General features: G+C 42.9%; 19 protein-coding genes. 4 read left to right on the top strand and 15 right to left on the bottom strand.

Annotated elements, in window-relative coordinates:
- Positions 1 to 338: 338 nt before the first annotated feature.
- The 6 genes from SLS51_RS03790 to purM form a co-directional block, all read right to left on the bottom strand.
- Entirely contained in the window at positions 339 to 1,253 is a 915-nt protein-coding gene (locus tag SLS51_RS03790) for an asparagine synthase C-terminal domain-containing protein (RefSeq protein ID WP_323835679.1), read from the bottom strand.
- A gap of 212 nt (positions 1,254 to 1,465) precedes the next feature.
- Complete coding sequence (gene ppx / locus SLS51_RS03785; protein ID WP_323835677.1) at positions 1,466 to 2,998, bottom strand: exopolyphosphatase; 1,533 nt, start codon at positions 2,996 to 2,998, stop codon at positions 1,466 to 1,468.
- Between the two features lie 3 nt (positions 2,999 to 3,001).
- A complete protein-coding gene (gene ppk1, locus SLS51_RS03780; RefSeq protein ID WP_323835675.1) occupies positions 3,002 to 5,071 on the bottom strand; it encodes a polyphosphate kinase 1 in 2,070 nt (689 codons plus the stop codon).
- A gap of 63 nt (positions 5,072 to 5,134) precedes the next feature.
- Positions 5,135 to 5,704 (bottom strand): spermidine N1-acetyltransferase, encoded by a 570-nt coding sequence (speG, locus tag SLS51_RS03775; protein ID WP_323835673.1) that lies wholly within the window; start codon positions 5,702 to 5,704, stop codon positions 5,135 to 5,137.
- Positions 5,705 to 5,885: 181 nt separating this feature from the next.
- Positions 5,886 to 6,524 (bottom strand): phosphoribosylglycinamide formyltransferase, encoded by a 639-nt coding sequence (gene purN / locus SLS51_RS03770; protein WP_323835671.1) that lies wholly within the window; start codon positions 6,522 to 6,524, stop codon positions 5,886 to 5,888.
- A complete protein-coding gene (gene purM / locus SLS51_RS03765) occupies positions 6,521 to 7,561 on the bottom strand; it encodes a phosphoribosylformylglycinamidine cyclo-ligase (protein WP_323835669.1) in 1,041 nt (346 codons plus the stop codon). Before purM ends, purN begins: the two co-directional genes overlap by 4 nt.
- 226 nt (positions 7,562 to 7,787) lie before the next feature.
- Between purM and upp the strand changes: the two genes are divergently transcribed.
- Together upp and uraA are read left to right on the top strand one after the other, a co-directional pair.
- Positions 7,788 to 8,414 carry a uracil phosphoribosyltransferase gene (gene upp, locus SLS51_RS03760; protein ID WP_323835667.1) on the top strand — a complete coding sequence of 209 codons (627 nt, stop codon included), beginning with the start codon at positions 7,788 to 7,790 and terminating at the stop codon, positions 8,412 to 8,414.
- Between the two features lie 69 nt (positions 8,415 to 8,483).
- A complete protein-coding gene (uraA, locus tag SLS51_RS03755; RefSeq protein WP_323835665.1) occupies positions 8,484 to 9,776 on the top strand; it encodes a uracil permease in 1,293 nt (430 codons plus the stop codon).
- Between the two features lie 129 nt (positions 9,777 to 9,905).
- Here uraA and SLS51_RS03750 read toward each other — a convergent pair whose 3' ends face one another.
- The 7 genes from SLS51_RS03750 to SLS51_RS03720 form a co-directional block, all read right to left on the bottom strand.
- Positions 9,906 to 10,154: an AbrB/MazE/SpoVT family DNA-binding domain-containing protein gene (locus tag SLS51_RS03750; protein ID WP_323835663.1), complete on the bottom strand. Its 249-nt coding sequence runs from the start codon at positions 10,152 to 10,154 to the stop codon at positions 9,906 to 9,908.
- A gap of 344 nt (positions 10,155 to 10,498) precedes the next feature.
- Positions 10,499 to 10,846, bottom strand: coding sequence for a type II toxin-antitoxin system HicB family antitoxin (locus tag SLS51_RS03745; protein WP_011146978.1), 348 nt, complete (start codon positions 10,844 to 10,846; stop codon positions 10,499 to 10,501).
- On the bottom strand, positions 10,843 to 11,091 hold the full coding sequence (locus SLS51_RS03740) for a type II toxin-antitoxin system HicA family toxin (RefSeq protein WP_036777623.1): 249 nt from the start codon (positions 11,089 to 11,091) through the stop codon (positions 10,843 to 10,845). The genes SLS51_RS03745 and SLS51_RS03740 overlap by 4 nt, the downstream gene beginning before the upstream one ends.
- A gap of 217 nt (positions 11,092 to 11,308) precedes the next feature.
- On the bottom strand, positions 11,309 to 12,616 hold the full coding sequence (locus SLS51_RS03735; RefSeq protein ID WP_323835659.1) for a 6-phospho-beta-glucosidase: 1,308 nt from the start codon (positions 12,614 to 12,616) through the stop codon (positions 11,309 to 11,311).
- Complete coding sequence (locus SLS51_RS03730; RefSeq protein ID WP_323835657.1) at positions 12,613 to 12,954, bottom strand: PTS lactose/cellobiose transporter subunit IIA; 342 nt, start codon at positions 12,952 to 12,954, stop codon at positions 12,613 to 12,615. The genes SLS51_RS03735 and SLS51_RS03730 overlap by 4 nt, the downstream gene beginning before the upstream one ends.
- A 24-nt stretch (positions 12,955 to 12,978) precedes the next feature.
- A complete protein-coding gene (locus SLS51_RS03725) occupies positions 12,979 to 14,301 on the bottom strand; it encodes a PTS sugar transporter subunit IIC (protein ID WP_323835656.1) in 1,323 nt (440 codons plus the stop codon).
- Between the two features lie 29 nt (positions 14,302 to 14,330).
- The gene (locus SLS51_RS03720) at positions 14,331 to 14,636 is read right to left on the bottom strand and encodes a PTS sugar transporter subunit IIB (RefSeq protein ID WP_323835655.1); all 306 of its coding nucleotides are present in this window, start codon (positions 14,634 to 14,636) and stop codon (positions 14,331 to 14,333) included.
- A gap of 280 nt (positions 14,637 to 14,916) precedes the next feature.
- Here SLS51_RS03720 and SLS51_RS03715 point away from each other — a divergent pair, with 280 nt between their 5' ends.
- Positions 14,917 to 15,522: a hypothetical protein gene (locus SLS51_RS03715; protein ID WP_323835654.1), complete on the top strand. Its 606-nt coding sequence runs from the start codon at positions 14,917 to 14,919 to the stop codon at positions 15,520 to 15,522.
- Positions 15,523 to 15,814: 292 nt separating this feature from the next.
- Positions 15,815 to 16,522, top strand: a complete 708-nt coding sequence (gene hda / locus SLS51_RS03710) for a DnaA inactivator Hda (protein WP_323835652.1) — start codon at positions 15,815 to 15,817, stop codon at positions 16,520 to 16,522.
- A 44-nt stretch (positions 16,523 to 16,566) separates the two neighbouring features.
- Here the strand turns inward: hda and arsC are convergent, their stop codons facing one another.
- Entirely contained in the window at positions 16,567 to 16,923 is a 357-nt protein-coding gene (gene arsC, locus SLS51_RS03705) for an arsenate reductase (glutaredoxin) (protein WP_323835650.1), read from the bottom strand.
- 9 nt (positions 16,924 to 16,932) lie between these two features.
- Positions 16,933 to 18,396, bottom strand: a complete 1,464-nt coding sequence (gene bepA / locus SLS51_RS03700) for a beta-barrel assembly-enhancing protease (RefSeq protein ID WP_323835648.1) — start codon at positions 18,394 to 18,396, stop codon at positions 16,933 to 16,935.
- Between the last annotated feature and the right edge of the window lie 12 nt (positions 18,397 to 18,408).

The following is an 18,408-nucleotide window of genomic DNA, read 5'->3' as shown; positions in this document are numbered from 1 at the left end:
TGTTGCTCGATTATGTCCGACTGAAATATCGGTTTAATCTCATGCTATTAGTTTAGACAGTGAGGATAGGCTAAAAAATGGAGAAAATGTGGAAAATATGTCAAGGAAGCGCTTTTTAAGGCAAATTAAGGCATTTTTTGTCAGTTTTTTCGAGCCGACTTCAGAAATTATGCAAATGATACTGCTTCTGTTACCTTCGCTTTCTTTGCGGTTGTTGGATGATATTGCTTAATTTTTAAGAGAATTTAAGCTGGTTATAAAGTGCGGGAGAAATATCATCAATATATACCCGTTATCCTTCAAGTTGCCGCTTTGTTGGCTGCACTCGCTCACCCCGGTCACATGGTTAATCCGATAGAATTAAGGCTGTCAACCATGTTTCTCGGTAGATTGCATTTAATATCTTTAACGTAATCAATGATAGTATTTTTTACACCACTGCCATCTGGCATTCTTATTTTTGGTCTGTCAATGATATATTCGGGTATTTTTCCTCTGAATGCTTCGCGTAAAATATATTTTTCTATCCCATTATTGAGTTTGTAAGAAAAATCCAAGCTTAAAACATAAGGCACTAGTGCTGAATCCATAAAGGGAATTCTTGCTTCAACAGTATTTCTCATGCTTGCCCGATCAACTCTTTGTAAATCAGTCCTATGAAGATTATTTAATCGATATAGGGAGAGGTGATGGGGATCGGGGTATGTTTTAAATAGATCGTAACCAGCAAAAATTTCATCACTACCTTCTCCACATAAAGCAATTTTAAAGCCAAGACGGTTAGCAATATAATAGCCAAAGTGAGCAATAGTTGAATCGATCGCATCGATTTGTTCGAAAAATTCACCATAATAGATAGCATCTTGGATATTATTGATTAATTCTTCCTGAGTAAATGTATATATAATATGCTTTATATTATTCTCAGTACAATATCTTTGGGCAATTTCAATGTCTTTTGAACCCGGTAATCCAAATGAAATCGCCGTAATATCGTGGTGATATTTTTTTGCAAGATAAAGCACGATAGTACTGTCTATGCCGCCGCTAAACATAATTGACACTGGCAGGTCTGTGTCAACCCGCTTTCTGACGGCATTATCTAACAGTGAATAGATTTTTTCTTTTGCCTGTTCGACGTTATCGCTGCTTGCTGGGATAGTTGTGTCGTAGCTAATATATTTCTCACTAGTCAATCCGTCGAAAATTGAACCGGGTTCAACAGGTTTAATTTCTGAGTTAAATTCGATCAATGATTTTATTTCTGAGGCTACATACCAGTTACCCTCTTTTTGGGTGTAATATACCCGTCATCTTTCAAGTTGCCTCTTTGTTGGCTGCACTCACTCACCCCGGTCACATCGTTATCTATGCTCCCGGGGATTCACTCCCTTGCCGTCGCGATGCATCTTGAAATCCATAAGGTATATCTGAGATCGCTTCTTTTTTTCATGGTTTGGTATCTTTATATTGATTCCTCGGCTATTTCTAATTGCCAACCCGTAACGTTATGCCAGTAACCTTGCTCTTTTTCCAGATCAAGCTGCATCAGGGTGTTTTCTGATAAATAATTGTAAGGCAGGTAGAGCGCCCAATGACTATCATCAGTGACCAGTCTGAGTGATTCAGGAATGGTTGTGGATTGGCGTTGATTATTGAGTAGAGTTGCCAGACGTAGGATTTGAATTAATGGCAGATACTGTTTTTTCTTGAATAAATTGAATCTTGGCAAATCATCCAGTTTTATTGTTTTACGATGACAGCGAACCAAGGTTGCCAGCAGTAATTGCTGTTCCTGATTAAAGCCGGGTAAGTTGGTGTTTTGCAGAATATAGGCAGAGTGTCGCTGTAATCCGCTTAAGTTAATACTTAATCCAACTTCGTGTAACATTGCCGCCCAGTGTAAAATCGCTTCGAGTTGAGGTTGCACTAGTTTAGGGTTCTGGATTGCCCACTGTTGGTAAAGTGTTTCAGTCGTATTAAGTACACGTTTTGCCTGTTCTCGGTCGATATTATAGTGTTCAGCCAGGCTTCTCGCGGTTCTCTGGCGGATATCTTGATGACGAAAACGGCCTTCCATTTCATATAAAACGCCTTCACGCAGCGCACCATCTGAGAGTTGTAATACTTTTATATGCAGAGTGTCGAATATACCGCATAAGATAGCCAAACCAGGAATAAAAAAGTGTTTACGATCATCCGCTAGTCCGGGTAAGTCGAGGGTTTTTAATTTCTTGAATTTGAGTATTTCTTTGACCAGCATCTCCAGCCGTTCAGGGGTGATTAATCCGTCCTTTTCCCCCATGGCGACCAGCACTTCATACACCGCTTTAATGGTCCCGGATGCCCCAAGCGCTGAATTCCAGCCAGTGATGCGGTACTGCCATGAGAGATTTTCCAGTTTTTGCGCAGCTTCAAGCCGCGCTCGGCGGAATTGTTCTGCGCTAATTTCGTCATCGGGAAAGAATTGGTGGGCGAAGCTAATGCATCCCATTCGGCGGCTTTCTACTAATAATGGTTCAAAATTTTCACCAATTACCAGTTCAGTGGAGCCGCCACCAATATCAATCACCAGTTTACGGTTTTTTTCTGGTTGTGTATGTTCTACCCCCATATAGATCAGACGAGCTTCTTCATGGCCGGAAATAATTTCAATCGGGTAGGGGATAACGTCTTTAGCGCGTTTGATAAATTCTTTGGCATTGCTGGCTTCACGTAAGCTGTGAGTGCCCACCAGACAAACGTTATCCGCAGGAAAGCCTTGTAACCGTTCAGCAAATAAAGCCAGACAGGCAAGACCGCGTGTTATTGCTTCTTCGCTTAATCGATTGTTGTTATCAAGACCGTCGGCAAGATGGACCCGTTGTTTTAAGCGACCTAAAATCTGAAATGCATCGTTAACAATTCGTGCGATAATCATATGAAAACTGTTTGAACCTAGATCAATAGCCGCAATTTCTATTGGTCTGGGCGTCGGCTTGTCATGTGTTAGCGGCATAAATTAAGCTCTTGGTTCAGGTTGTTCGAGGGCTTTTAGATAGTCATAAATAGCCAATTGTGCCCGGATTTTCCGTTTATTACCCCGTGGCACATAACTATTGCTCAGCTCTTTATCGACGTAACGGGCTTTTACCGTGTCGTTGAATTGTAATTCGAGAATATCCAGTACCCGTTGTTTCAATTGTGGATCAAGCAGGCAAACCGCAACTTCAATTCGGTAGTCGATATTACGGGTCATCCAATCAGCAGACGAGAGAAAAACTTTTTCGTCTCCGTCATTAGTGAATACGTAAACCCGATCATGTTCGAGAAAACGGTCAACGATACTGGTGATCTGAATATTTTCGCTAAATCCTGTCTGGTTAGGCACCAGTGAACACATACCACGTATCAGTAGGCGTATTTTTACCCCGGCTTCCGAAGCGTCGTATAGGCGGTCCACCAGCTCTTTATCAACCAGATTATTAATCTTTAACATAATACCTGCGGGCTTATTCGCTCTGGCGTTGGCGATTTCCTGTGAAATAAGCTGGTTGAGCATTGCGCGGGAATTTTGCGGCGAAACCATCAGGTTTTCAAATTTGACCGGGCGGTAGGGATTTTCAATAAAGTTGAATACCCGGCGCACTTCGTTAGTAATTTTGGGATTTGCGGTCAGCAAGGAGTAGTCGGTGTAGAGGCGAGCGGTTTTTTCATTAAAATTACCGGTACCAATATGGGCATAGCGAACAATTTCTTCACCTTCCAGACGGGAAATAACAAACAGTTTTGCGTGAATTTTTAGTCCCGGTGCTGAGAAAATAACATGTACACCCGCTTCGGTGAGCCGTTTGGCCCAATGAATATTGGCTTCTTCATCAAATCGAGCCTGTAATTCAACCACGACGGTCACTTTTTTACCGTTATGGGCAGCATGGATCATGGAATCAATAATGCGGGAGTCTTTTGCTACTCGATAAATATTAATTTTGATGGAGAGTACACTCGGGTCGAAAGACGCCTGACGTAATAATTCCAATACGTGTTCAAAGGTGTGATAGGGATAATAGAGCAGCACATCTTGTTCACGAATCGCATCAAAACCATTGCGGAAATTATCAAACCAAGTGTGTCGTAATCTTGGCAAAGGTTTATTGAGTAGGTTTCTCTTCCCCTCATTGGGGAATTTAATGAAATCTTTAAAATTGTGATAGCGTCCGCCAGCAATCACCGAGTCATTGTTTGACAAGCCAAGTTTGCTACGCAGTAATTCTACCATTTCATCTGGCATTTCTCGTTGATAAACGAATCTTACGGGTTCCGCTGTCAGCCGCTGTTTCAGTGTGGATGACATGAGTTCCAGCAAGCTTGATTCCATCTCTGTTGCTAAATCATATTCAGAATCACGGGTCATTTTCATTGAATAGGCGTTCAGTGAATCATAATCGAAAAAGCCTTTGAAAATTTCATCAAGACAATAACGCATAATATTGTCTAGCAGGATCATTGACTTGCGGCGGTGTGGCAGTTCAGGCGGCAAGTTAACAAAACGTGGCACCTTATCCGACGGAATTTCCAGTAGTGCATATTGAATATTTTGACCGTGGACAATTTCAACGGCCAGATAAGTGTAGTCATCTTTCAGAAATTCAACCAGGTTGGTTTCTGGATTGATCAGAATTGGCGTAATGTGTGGCCGCAGATGTTGACGAAAATATTGACGTAACCAGATTTGTTGATTTGGTGAAATTTGTCGTTCATTGATGAGAAAAATTTGATTGCGAGCGATTTCCAGTAGCAGCTCATTATAGAGCACATCAAATTCTTGATCGGTTTTAGCCACTTTAGCTTGAATTTTTTTCAATACATTTCGAGCGCTGGTGGCCGATCCTCGTTCTTCATTAATTAATATCCGCCGTTTCACATCAGCAAAACGGACTTTGTAAAATTCATCCAGATTATTGGAGTAAATACCAAGGAACCGCATCCGTTCTATTAATGGATTGCTCTTATCCGCCGCTTCTTGAAGCACACGTTCGTTGAATGATAACCAACTAAGTTCTTTTTCGGTATAGAGCCTGTCTTGGGACATTGTTACTCCAGGTGTTGAGGTAAAAGTATTGAAACTTTGAATACGACGGGGCGTCGTTTGTCGCTATCTTCTCGTCAGCGGCTGCTGACTCATTTTTTCATCTTCCTTGGAGGCAAAATATTGATGTTGGAAAACGCACATGCGAATGGCGGTGCGGTAACGGCCATTAATAAAGAATTCGTCTATTAATTCGCCCTCAGTATAGAAACCTAGCTTATTATAGATGTGAATGGCCTTGACATTCTCTTTATCAACAATCAGGTAGAGTTTATACAGATTAAGTACGGAAAATGCATATTCCATTGCCAGTTTTGCCGCTTTGGTTGCATGACCTTGGCCCTGATAGGTGGGATCGATAATAATCTGAAATTCTGACCGGCGGTGGATATAGTCGATTTCGACTAATTCAACCAAACCCACTTTGGCGTCAGAACTTGCGATAATAAACCGGCGCTCGCTCTGGTCGTGAATATGTTTGTCATAGAGATCGCTCAGTTCAACGAAAGCTTCATAAGGTTCTTCGAACCAGTAACGCATGACGCTAGCATTGTTATCTAATTGATGGACAAAAGGCAGATCTTCCCGCTCAAGGGGGCGTAACCTAACAGGTGGAGTATGAGAACCACCAGACATTTGACACCTCAGTGTTTTTAATAAAAAAGGAGCATAATTAATCATAGTTCACAGTGCCGGGTATGTTACCACAGCACTGTAATTAGCCGTTAATATACCCGTCATCTTTCAAGTTGCCTCTTTGTTGGCTGCACTCCCTTGCCGTCGCGATCCATCTTGAAATCCATAGGGTATAAATAGATTATTCTGCGGCATAGCCTTCTGGAGGGAGGATCTTTCCATCCAGATATGCTTTGCCATTAACCATACTTAGGCGCCCTTCGGTAAACCAGTTGATAACTAATGGATAGATGCTGTGTTCCTGAGTCTGAACCCGTTTAACAACCTCATTTTCCTGATCACCGGCAAAAATAGGCACTTTAGCTTGCAGGATCACCGGGCCGCCATCCAATTCTTCTGTTACAAAATGGACGGAAGTGCCGTGTTCTGTATCGCCATTTGCTATCGCTTTGCGGTGAGTATGCAGACCAGGATATTTGGGTAGCAGAGAAGGATGAATATTTAACAGGCGGCCAAGATAGTGCTGAACAAAATCTGGCGTCAGAATACGCATATAACCCGCGAGGACTAGCAAATCTGGTTGATACTGATCAATCACGTGTTTTAGCGCGTCATCATAAGCCTGACGATCTGCATAGTTTTTCGGACTAATAACATGGGTGGGAATATCCGCCTGTTTAGCGCGTAACAGACCGTAAGCATTTGCTGTATTACTCAATACTGCGCAAACCTGCCCATTGATTCTGTTCTGCTGGCAGGCGTCAATCACCGCTTGGAGATTGCTGCCGCTGCCAGAGATGAGTACAACGATATTTTTCATTGAATGACAACCTGTTGTTCACCCTCTTTCAGTGTCGCGATAGTGCCGATTTGCCAGGCTTTCTCACCGGCAGCAGTGAGTAATTCAATCGCCTGTTCAACGGCTGTTGGTGGTAGTGCAATCACCATGCCAACACCACAGTTGAATGTACGGTACATTTCATGACGGCTGACATTGCCTGTCTGTTGCAGCCAGTTAAATATGGCCGGCCATTGCCAACTGGATTCGTTAATCTGTGCTTGGGTATTTTCAGGCAGGACACGCGGAATATTTTCCCAAAAACCGCCACCAGTTAGATGAGCAATAGCGTGAATATCAACCTGTTCAATCAAGGATAAAAGGGATTTCACATAAATTTTTGTCGGGGCGAGTAGGTGATCTGCCAATGATTTACCTTCAAGCTCGGTTGCTTCTGGATCGGTGTTGCTGACGGCCAGAATTTTGCGTATCAGAGAATAGCCGTTTGAGTGAGGGCCACTGGCGGCGAGGGCAATCAAAGCATCACCCGCCTGAACTTTACTGCCATCAATGATTTCTGATTTTTCAACCACGCCAACGCAGAAGCCGGCAACATCATAATCTTCACCGTGGTACATCCCCGGCATTTCTGCGGTTTCACCACCAACCAGAGCACAGCCGGATAATTGACAGCCTTCTGCGATACCACTGATAACGCTGGCAGCCGTATCAACATCCAGTTTCCCGGTTGCATAGTAATCAAGGAAAAACAGGGGTTCTGCACCTTGAACAACCAAGTCATTGACGCACATTGCAACTAAGTCAATGCCGATAGTGTCATGGCGTTTGAGATCCATTGCCAGACGCAATTTGGTGCCGACACCATCAGTACCAGAAACCAGAATTGGCTCGCGGTATTTTTGTGGTAATGCACATAAAGCGCCAAACCCACCTAAACCGCCCATAACTTCTGGGCGACGGGTCTGTTTTACAACACCTTTAATACGGTTGACTAAGGCATTACCTGCGTCGATATCGACACCGGCATCTTTATAACTGAGAGAGGTTTTGTTGGTCACTCGAAGCCCCCAAGGCGGTTGCGTTTGATAAATTAAGACAGAATAGTAACAATTCTAACAGTCTAAGCAAACGTTTGCGAGACTCTTGTTTAGGATCTCAGTTCTCGGCAATTAGGACTATGTTTGATGAAAATCAACGGATTGGTAGTGGTGTTATGGGTAAAAGACGGTATAATCTCGCCGTTTTTTTGTCTGCTGGCGACATGATATACAGTAGGAGAGGTCCATGAAGATCGTTGAGGTGAATCACCCACTTGTTAAACATAAACTCGGTCTGATGCGAGCGCATGATATCAGCACCAAACGCTTTCGTGAACTGGCCGCAGAAATTGGAAGCCTTTTGACTTATGAAGCAACTGCTGATTTAGAAACAGAAAAAGTCACTATTGATGGCTGGTGTGGTCCGGTGGCAGTTGAGCAGATTAAAGGTAAAAAAATAACTGTCGTGCCTATTTTGCGTGCGGGATTGGGGATGATGGATGGTGTATTGGAGAATGTTCCCAGTGCCCGGATCAGCGTCGTAGGGGTTTATCGTAATGAAGAAACTTTAGAACCTGTCCCTTATTTTCAGAAATTGGCTTCTAATATTGATGAACGTATGGCGCTGTTGGTTGACCCGATGTTGGCAACCGGTGGTTCCATGATTGCAACTATCGATTTATTGAAAAAAGCAGGCTGCCAGTCGATTAAAGTGCTAGTTTTGGTGGCTGCTCCTGAAGGTATTGCCGCGTTGGAAAAAGCCCATCCTGATGTGGAACTGTATACAGCCTCTATTGATGAGAGACTCAATGAACAGGGATACATTGTGCCCGGCCTGGGGGATGCAGGCGATAAGATATTTGGTACGAAATAATTAAGTTAGCCGACTTTTGAGTCGGCTTTTTTTTGGTTCTGACGCGATAATATTAAGAGGATAAATAAGATGACCCGTCGCACGATTGGAGTAGATGAGCGGCCTCCTTTTTTACAGACCATTCCACTCAGCTTCCAACATCTTTTTGCTATGTTTGGTGCGACGGTATTGGTGCCGATTTTGTTTAAAATCAACCCGGCGACAGTTCTGCTATTTAATGGTATCGGTACATTGTTGTATCTGGTGATTTGTAAAGGAAAGGTTCCGGCGTATTTGGGATCGAGCTTTGCTTTTATTTCTCCGGTCTTATTGTTGTTGCCATTGGGATATGAATTAGCCTTGGGTGGTTTTATTATCTGTGGCGTGCTGTTTTGTCTGGTTTCACTGATTGTTAAGGTGGCCGGGCGAAGTTGGATTAATGTGCTGTTTCCACCTGCGGCAATGGGGGCGATTGTTGCGGTTATCGGTCTGGAGCTTGCCGGTGTTGCGGCTAATATGGCGGGTTTGCGTCCGGCGGAAGGTGCCGATGTTGATTCAACAACATTGACCATTTCTCTGGTAACGCTGGCGGTAACCGTTCTTGGTTCAGTGATGTTCCGTGGATTCTTGGCTATCATCCCGATTCTTATTGGCGTATTGGTAGGTTATGCGTTGGCGTTCCTGATGGGGGTAGTTGACCTGACGCCGGTACGTGAAGCACCGTGGTTTGCATTGCCAACTTTTTATACACCACGTTTTGAATGGTTCGCTATTATGACGATCTTGCCTGCGGCGCTGGTGGTTATCGCTGAGCATGTTGGTCATTTAGTTGTAACGGCGAATATTGTGAAGAAAGATTTGCTAAAAGAGCCGGGTTTGCATCGTTCTATGTTCGCAAATGGTTTTTCAACCGTGATTTCTGGCTTCTTTGGTTCAACGCCAAATACGACTTATGGCGAGAATATTGGTGTTATGGCAATTACCAAAGTTTACAGTACCTGGGTTATTGGCGGCGCTGCGGTATTGGCGATTTTGCTCTCCTGTGTCGGTAAACTGGCGGCGGCCATTCAGGCCGTACCGGTTCCGGTCATGGGCGGTGTTTCTCTGCTGCTTTATGGGGTTATTGGTGCATCAGGTATTCGGGTGCTGATTGATTCCAAAGTAGATTACAATAAAGCACAAAATCTTATTCTGACTTCCGTTATTCTTATCATCGGTGTCAGTGGGGCGAAAATTAATATCGGTGTTGCTGAACTTAAAGGTATGGCGCTGGCAACGATTGTTGGTATCGGTATGAGTTTGATTTTCCGCTTGGTCACGGTTTTCCGTCCCGAAGAACGGTATATTGAATCTTCTGTTGGATCTGTTAAGCAAAATAATTAATTGAAGCAATAAATTCGATTCATTTCCCCGCTTTGAATGATTTAATCAGGGCGGGGATGGGTTGAGTAATTAATCTTATTCCGTGGAGGAGATCAGGAAAGCAAATATCACCACGTTTAGGTACGAACATCAGTAATTAAGTTCCTTATTACTTGGAGTCACCTGTTCGTCGGCATGAGCAGTATAAGCAGATAAGCCATTTAATAAATCAGATTCAGTTAACCGTTTCTTGACGGCTTTTTGAATAATTGATCCTTCTTCACTGATGTTAATGTTTACAATATCACCCGCTTCAAGATTAGGTATCGTTTTCAGATTTCCCGATAATCGCAGAGCAATACTGTTTCCCCATTTTTGCAAAACTGCTTGAGTGCGCATATCTATGCCTCCATAAATGCTTCTTCATGTCTAGTAAGTATATACCCGTTATCTTTCAAGTTGCTTCTTTGTTGTCTGCACTCACTCACCCCGGTCACATAGTTATCTATGCTCCCGGGGATTCGCTTCCTTGCCGTCGCGATGCATCTTGAAATCCATAGGGTATACATTATAACCGTATGAGTATCTACTAAGTAGATACAAAAGAAAGCCATTATCTAGGGTATCGGATTTGTTTAGTGTGGGGTCTTTTAGTATATCAAGGTACCCATTTTCCAGTGTCTCTATTAGATCAAAGACTTGGCCCCGATAGCTAGACTTTTGTCATTAATCCGATGGGGCTATTAAGGCCCTACATAATGTTTACTGACTTCATTTTCTAGCGCTTGATTCACGAAAGCGTTAATCGTCACATCTTCTTCAAGTGCTAGTTCTGCAATTTTTCTATGCAATTCTGGATTAACTCTAACATTAAAAATCCCTTTATATGGTATATCAGGATTCTTATTTAATTCCTTGCAGTCTTGCAAATACAAATCAACCGAGATTTTAAATTCATTTTCCAATTCTGCAATTGTTTTTGCTTCATAAGTCACTAAATCGCGGATATATTCCAATTTACCAAAAAGAGTATTGTTTTCCAGGTCAAATTCAATTGTACCTAAATAACCTTTATATTTTAAATATTTCATATCAACCCCACTTCTTTTAAAGTCTGTTTCACGGCTTTTAGTGTACCACCTTTAATGTAATTTTCAGGATGAGGGCGGTGCATTAAAATTGTGTGATTCAATGATTCATTGAAGAATCGTACCCTCGAACCTTGCTTTTCTTGTTTCTCATAGTTTAATAGGCTTAATAACACAACAAGTTCAGACCATTCAAAAGTTTTTTGGCTATTAAGAAACTTTTCTATCAGTTTCTCCGCTTTGCTCATGTACTCTTCCTTTCCCTCAATAATGTAACTAACAGTAGTTACAAATATCAAATAAGTCAAGTTTCTTGTGCATTAATGTGAAAGATAATTGCGTGCGGTGCCGCAAAAAAAAGAGGTTACAAAGTCAGTTAGCGATATCTATTAGTCAGAAGTAACAGATATCGCTTTAATTTTATGCTTGTTCTGATTTCAAATTAACTAATCAGGTACCGCTTATTCATTGAAATTGTGGCAGATAATCACGGTTTATCGTTAATACGTCATCCAATAGTGGTGAAGCAATGTCTATATCGGCAACCAGCGGGTTGGTGATCAGTGCCAACAGTGCAGCATTGCGATCGCCATGAATCGCTGCTTTGATCGTTAAGCGTTCATAGGTTTTTATCTGTTGTGTCAGAGCATACATACTGTCAGGCAGGCGGCCGAACGTCAGCGGGTGGGCACCTTCTGCATTAATAATACAATTAGTTTCAATGACAGCATTATCTGGTAAACCTCGAATAGCGCCGTGGTTTGTGGTATTGACCACCAATTGACTATTGAGATTGTTATGGATAGCGCAAATCAGATCCAGTGCAACCTCAGAATAGAATGCACCACCGCGGAAACTGAGTTGTTCTGGCTTGTGATCGAGTTCTGGATCCGCATACAGTTCAAATAGTTCTTGTTCTACTTTCATGACCTGTTCTGCTCGTGTGCCTTGTTCGAACGCAGCCTCACGCTCCTCCTGTAACATATTGCGGGTTTGGTAGAAGTAGCGATGATAAGGGCAGGGGATTGCGCCTAGTGCCTTGAGTAGCGGCGGAGGCCAGGGCGCTTCTTGAATATTATTCATGGTTAAGATTGCACCATTGCATAGCATATCAAGTACCTGTTGAGTTTTATCCTGACCTGAAACCAGTACTTGATGTACCCAGACCATATGATTCAGCCCGGCAAAGTGTAACTGCACATCCTGATAAGGGCGTTGTAGCATATTCGCTATCATGTGATGCATGGTGACCGGGACATTACATAGGCCGATAATTTTTGCTTTGCTGTAGCGGGAAATCGCTTCGGTAACGATCCCGGCTGGATTGGTGAAGTTAATAATCCATGCGTCGGGTGCAAGTTGCTCAACTTTATGGGCAATATCTAGCAAAACGGGGATGGTGCGTAATGCTTTGGCAAAGCCGCCTACGCCGGTAGTTTCCTGACCGATCAAGCCATATTTTAGCCCCAGACGCTCGTCCGCCGCGCGAGCCGGAAGCTGGCCGACACGCAGTTGCGTTAAAATAAAATTGGCACCGCGAATGGCGTTATCTGGTGTGAAATGGATGCTGACAATAACGTGTTCCATGCCGTAACGAGCTAACATACGGCGAGTAAGCGCGGCGATAATTTCTACTTTCTGTTTTCCACTGTCAATGTCAACTAGTGCCAGTTCAGATAGTGGAATCTCTTTTTTATGTTGAATAAGCCCTTCGACTAATTCAGGTGTGTAGCTGCTACCGCCACCAATAATGGCTATTTTGATTCGTTTCATGTTTTTTCCTCTTGTGATGGTATTCGGCGATAGAGTTCAATCATATCGCTAGCAAGATCTTGAATAACCATTGCGTTCATTAAATGATCTTGCGCATGGACGGTGATGAGATTGACAGGTAATTTACCGCAGCCTTCATCTAATCCAATGAGGGTAGTCTGAATGGTGTGTGCTTCTTTGATTGCCTGTTGGGATTCAGCCATCAGTGTTTGTGCTGTTTGAAAGTCACCATTTCTGGCATGTTGTAATGCCATTAGTGCATGACTGCGTGCGCTTCCGGCATAAACCAGCAGTTCTACAATCGTTTTTTCTAAATCAAGAGATTGTTCTAAATCCATGTGTAAATTCTCCGAAAATTAGGGTTAGGATTGAGTTTCTACACCAGTGGATGCTGTGTTTTCTTGCTGTTTATCTTCTTCGTTGATCAATTGTTTTTCATAAATTTTGAAGAAGGGATACCAGATAAAGAGATCGATTATCATGAGTATGATAACTAGTACTGCCGCACGATAATCCCAGGCGGCGGAAATCATTGCGCCGATGGGTGCCGGTGTAGTCCAGGGTGAAATGGCGACCATTTTATGCACTAGATCAAGATGCAGGACGCTGTAGGACAATACTGCATTGACCAATGGCACAACCAATAGTGGAATAAATAAGGTTGGATTCATCACAATCGGGGAACCAAACAGCAGTGGTTCGTTAATATTGAAGATGGATGGAACCACGCTCAGTTTTCCGATAGTACGCAAATGTATAGAACGGCTGCGCAGATACAGAATCGCCAGAACCAGCGTAGAACCAGAGCCGCCAATGCAGATATAAAACGCCCAGTAAGGATCGGTGAGAATTTGTGTTGCAGCAGTACCGTGGGCCATTAATGTTGCATTGGTGGCAATATTTGCCATAAAAATAGGAGCCATCAAGCCAGTGACAATGTTGGCGCCATGAATACCGGCAAACCACAGTAAGTTAGCAATGAGTAGCGCCAGTATAATGGCAGGCAGAGTATCACCGACGGAAATGAGGGGTTGGAACATCTGCATTATGGCTGCGGGAATAAGTAGATTGAATTCACTCTGTAATAGCAAGCTGGCAGGATAAACGGTTAACAAGATACCTATGACTGGATATAGAAGTTCAAAAGAACGGGCAATGGCTGGTGGCACTTGTGTTGGCATTCGGATGGTGATGTTATATTTTTTTAGTAAACGTGTTAGTTCAACTGACCAGATAGCGCAAATTAATGCGGTAAATACACCTGCGCCACCGAGGAAATCGAGTGCTATTTTGTTTTCTATTTGTGGTGCTGCTGCTAGCAAAAACGCCATGAGTGATAGTAAAGCCGAAGTTAACCCGTCCAGACCGTAGGATTTAGCTAAACTGTAGGCGGTACCGACCGAAACAAAGACACTCATTAATCCCATCGTCATAAAGTAAGGCATTGTGATGGTGTCCCAGTGAGTTTTGGCAAAGGATAACCAAGCTTGGCCGAATGAGGATGTAGTCTGTAAATCGAAGGGGGGATTTGCCACAATTAACATCATGCTGCCGATGATCAAAAATGGCATGGCTGAGATAAAGCCGTCACGCATTGCTGTAATATGCCGCTGGTTACCGATTCGCCCGGCAAACGGGATAATGTGGTTTTCTAAGGCACGCATAAAAGAGGTATAGAGACTCATGAGGGTACTCCGCGTGATGATGAAATTGTTTATTCCAACAGGCTTAATGCCTTATCGAGAACCTTATCACCACGAAGAGTGCCATAATCCATCATGTCAATAACGTCTATTGGTTTACCGAGTGGTTTGGCGATAGCGGAAAAATGGGCCAATTGATACCTCACCTGTGGGCCGAGTAAAATAACGTCAGCGTCGGTTATCATGTGTTCTAATTCAACCGTGGGAACAGCCTTGATCTCAATGTCCAATGCCCGTTTTGTCACTTCTGCCTGCATGCGTTGTACCAGCATGCTGGTGGACATACCGGCCGCACAACACAATAGGATTTTTTTCATTGCTCAGTCTCCAGTTTGTTATATCGTTTCTTATGGGATGAGTGGTTAGTGAGAACTTTCACTTTTTATTAAGACTAGCAACTTATGTTAAATATGTTGCGATTTTGTTCGCATATTAATCAAGAATAGTTTAAGGAATAGCGATAGAGTGTGATCTTCGTTTGTATTGTACATAGTGTGAAAATTTTAGGTTGTATAGGGCGTTGCAGCGAGATTTTTCACTGATGGAATAAGGGTGAATGTTTGGATACAGTAAGTATTGGCAACTAGTGATGAAGCAATGCTAAAGTTAATCTCTGAAGCAGATTTCGATATCAAACTTAACATGACAGAGAAAAATGTAGAACACACCCAGGCTTTCATTGAACGCGGGGCGCAAGACTTTTCTTTGCCTGGATTTGTTACGCCGTATGGTTACCGTTTACTGGCATCTGTTTCTGGCAATCAATATAGATTGGTGACTGATGCAGATATGCCGGAGACGGTTTACGCGGTAAAGCTAGAATTCATGGAACATATTGTTCCATCGAAGAAAACATGCACACAGATACTGGTGTGGCGTACAGTTCTTCCTCAACATGACGGGGCAGTGAGAGGTTTGCCACAAGAGTTTTTTAGGTTTTTCCTTGAAAGATACTCCATCATTGTGTCTGACAGTGAGCAAACGCTAGATGGACGTAGGTTTTGGGAACGTATGATTGCTTGGGCTATCAGCATTAATGGCTATCATGTGTATGTTTCTGATGGTACCAAAGAGGAGCGTCCACTGGACCTGATTACCTCATGGGATGACTTCTATGTAACCTGGGCTAACTATTGCTGGGGTCATGACAAGGATTATCACTATCATCGCCTTTTTGTGATCAGTAAAGAGCTATTACATTGATCTCTGCTAAGAATGAATAAAACTCACTGTCTGATGGCTTTTGCTTAAATAACATAATTCTTGAATAACATAGGACTGAAAACTTAAATTTTTCCTGTTGTTACATGCAGAATATTTTGTAGTCGTTTGCGGTCCGTTCTGTGCTATGACGAGATATTATGCGCTTCTGAGCCTGAAAAGGATTTAACTTATTGAATCCTAAAAATAGTTTTTTTATTATTTACCTATACAGTTCATTTACAACTATTTTCTGTGATAAACTTGTTGGCGTTTATTACCAGCTCTGTTTGAGGTGCTTCTGAACACACCATCGCAGCTTTCGTTGCCTTTGTATCTTCCCGATGACGAAACTTTTGCCAGTTTCTTTCCGGGGGAAAATGCCACCCTGTTAGCTGCAATCAAATTGGCCATTAATCAGCCGCATGGCAGCTATATTTATTTTTGGTCCCGTGATAGTGGGGGCCGAAGTCATTTGTTGCATGCCGCCTGTGCTGAATTGTCCCTGAAAGATGAAGCTGTGGGTTATGTTCCGCTGGATAAACGTGCCTATTTTATCCCTGAGGTGCTGGATGGCATGGAACACTTATCACTGGTTTGTATCGATAATATTGAGTGTATTGCGGGTGATGAAGAGTGGGAAATGGCGATTTTCAATCTTTATAATCGCATTTTGGAGATTGGCCGCACTTGTTTGCTTATTAGCGGCGATCGTCCACCTCGCCAGATAGATCTTAAATTACCTGATTTGGCTTCTCGTCTGGATTGGGGGCAAATTTATAAATTACAACCGCTTTCCGATGATGAGAAATTACAAGCCTTGCAATTGCGAGCAAAGTTACGCGGTTTTGAATTGCCGGAAGATGTAGGGCGCTTTTTACTGAAAAGATTAGACAGAGAAATGCGGACCCTGTTTATGGCATTGAATCAGTTAGATCACGCTTCGATAGTTGCCCAGCGCAAGCTGACGATTCCATTTGTGAAGGATATTTTGCACCTTTAAAGATGATGGTGACGTCACCATCACCATCATCACATCTATTCTTATCAATTAAGAATTTCTTTTACTTTTTCCGGTGGGCGCCCAAGCCTAGCTTGATCACCGCAAACGACGATTGGGCGCTCAATCAGTTTAGGATTGACAATCATCGCTTTCAGTAAATCATGCTGAGTGAGTTTTTCATCAGCCAGATTCAACTCCTTGTATAGATCTTCTTTCGTTCTCATCAATTGGCGTGCATCATGAAAACCAAGCTGTTCTAGCAGAACGGATAATTGCTCTACCGTGAGAGGAACATCTAGATAGAGAATAATCTGTGGCTTAATTCCCCGTTCTTCAATAAGTGCCAAAGTTTCACGACTTTTTGAGCAGCGAGGATTGTGATAAATCGTCACCTGTTGCATGAGAATTCCTTAACGTTTGTATTGGCTGTAACGCTGTTGTAGCTGGCGTAATTGATCGATACGAGCATCATAACGTGCTTGATCGTAACTACCTAATTTTACGAGTGCACTGGCACTACTGAGGTATTTGATAGCATTGTCAAACTGACCGCGAAGTGCCATTTCTTCAGCTTGTGCTGATAATTCTTCATGGCGTTTACCTTGCTTGGCGGCGGCTTCGGCTATCAGGTGCCAACCGTTGGGATCATCTGGATTATTGAATGTATAGCGATGAAGCAATTTTAAAGCTTGTTGATATTGTTTGGCATGAATAAGTGCATTAGCGAGATTGATTTGCAATACCAAATTGTCCTTTTGTTTCTGCAATGCGTTCTGTAACCGGGTGATAGTCTGAGCAATTCGGTTCTGTTCAATATCGATATCAGTCATTGTGTCAATGAACCAGACATTATCCGGTTGTTTTGCTAACAGTGGTTCCAGAATAGCCCGTGCCTCAGTATATTTTTTATCTTGAGAAAGCAAGATTGCCCGGCCATAAGCGGCGGCAAGTTGCTCTTTAGCCGTGCCTTTCCGATAATTTTCTAAAATTTGTTCAAGATAGTCGCGTTGCTCGGTGGTGTACATGCCCATAACACGAACTCTGGCGAACAGAAAATCTTGAGATTGTGGAATGTTCTGGGCCGGGTATTGATTAGCGCGGTTACGTGCATCAGCAAGGCGGCTGTCAGGTAACGGGTGAGTGAGTAACATTTCTGGTGGCTTAGAACTGTAACGGGTTTGATCTACCATGATTTGCATAAAATCTGGCATACCTTGAGGATCAAAGCCAGCTCTACGTAATGTCTGCATGCCAATACGATCAGCTTCTTGTTCATTGGATTGAGTAAAACTGATCATACCTTGTTGTACACCGGCAATGGTGCCGCTGAGGGCTGCCATCCCTGCTTGTGGGCTAGCCATTAGCAAAAGAATAGAACCCAACATGCCTGCCCAGGCTAGCGGTGCTGTACGTTGCTGATCTTCCATCATTCGAGCTAGGTGGCGTTGAGTGACGTGGGAAATTTCGTGAGCCATTACGGAGGCAAGCTCGCTTTCATTACGGCTATAACGAAAAAGTGCAGCATGGAGTACGACATTACCGCCAAAGAAAGCATAAGCGTTGATATTTGGGTTATTAATCAGATAGAAATGGAAAGGCGTTTTAACTGAGTCCGCATGAGCCACGAGCCTTTGTCCAAGAGTATTAATGTATTGTGTCAATAATGGGTCATAAATTAGCGGAGCGTTGTCACGCATCTGGCGAACGTAGAAATCGCCCATTGCCAGTTCCTGATTGATGCTTAGGATTGAACCCGCCGTGGTACCGATATCCGGCAATGAATCTTCAATGGAGGCGCTGAGAACAGGGGAACTTGTAAGCAATAGTGTACTGATTAATATTGCTGTCAGAGATTGATTAGACATTATTTTCATAAAACAAAAATG

Source organism: Photorhabdus africana (genome assembly GCF_035181445.1).
GTDB classification, from domain to species: domain Bacteria; phylum Pseudomonadota; class Gammaproteobacteria; order Enterobacterales; family Enterobacteriaceae; genus Photorhabdus; species Photorhabdus laumondii.
This window is presented reverse-complemented; position numbering and strand designations above follow the sequence as displayed.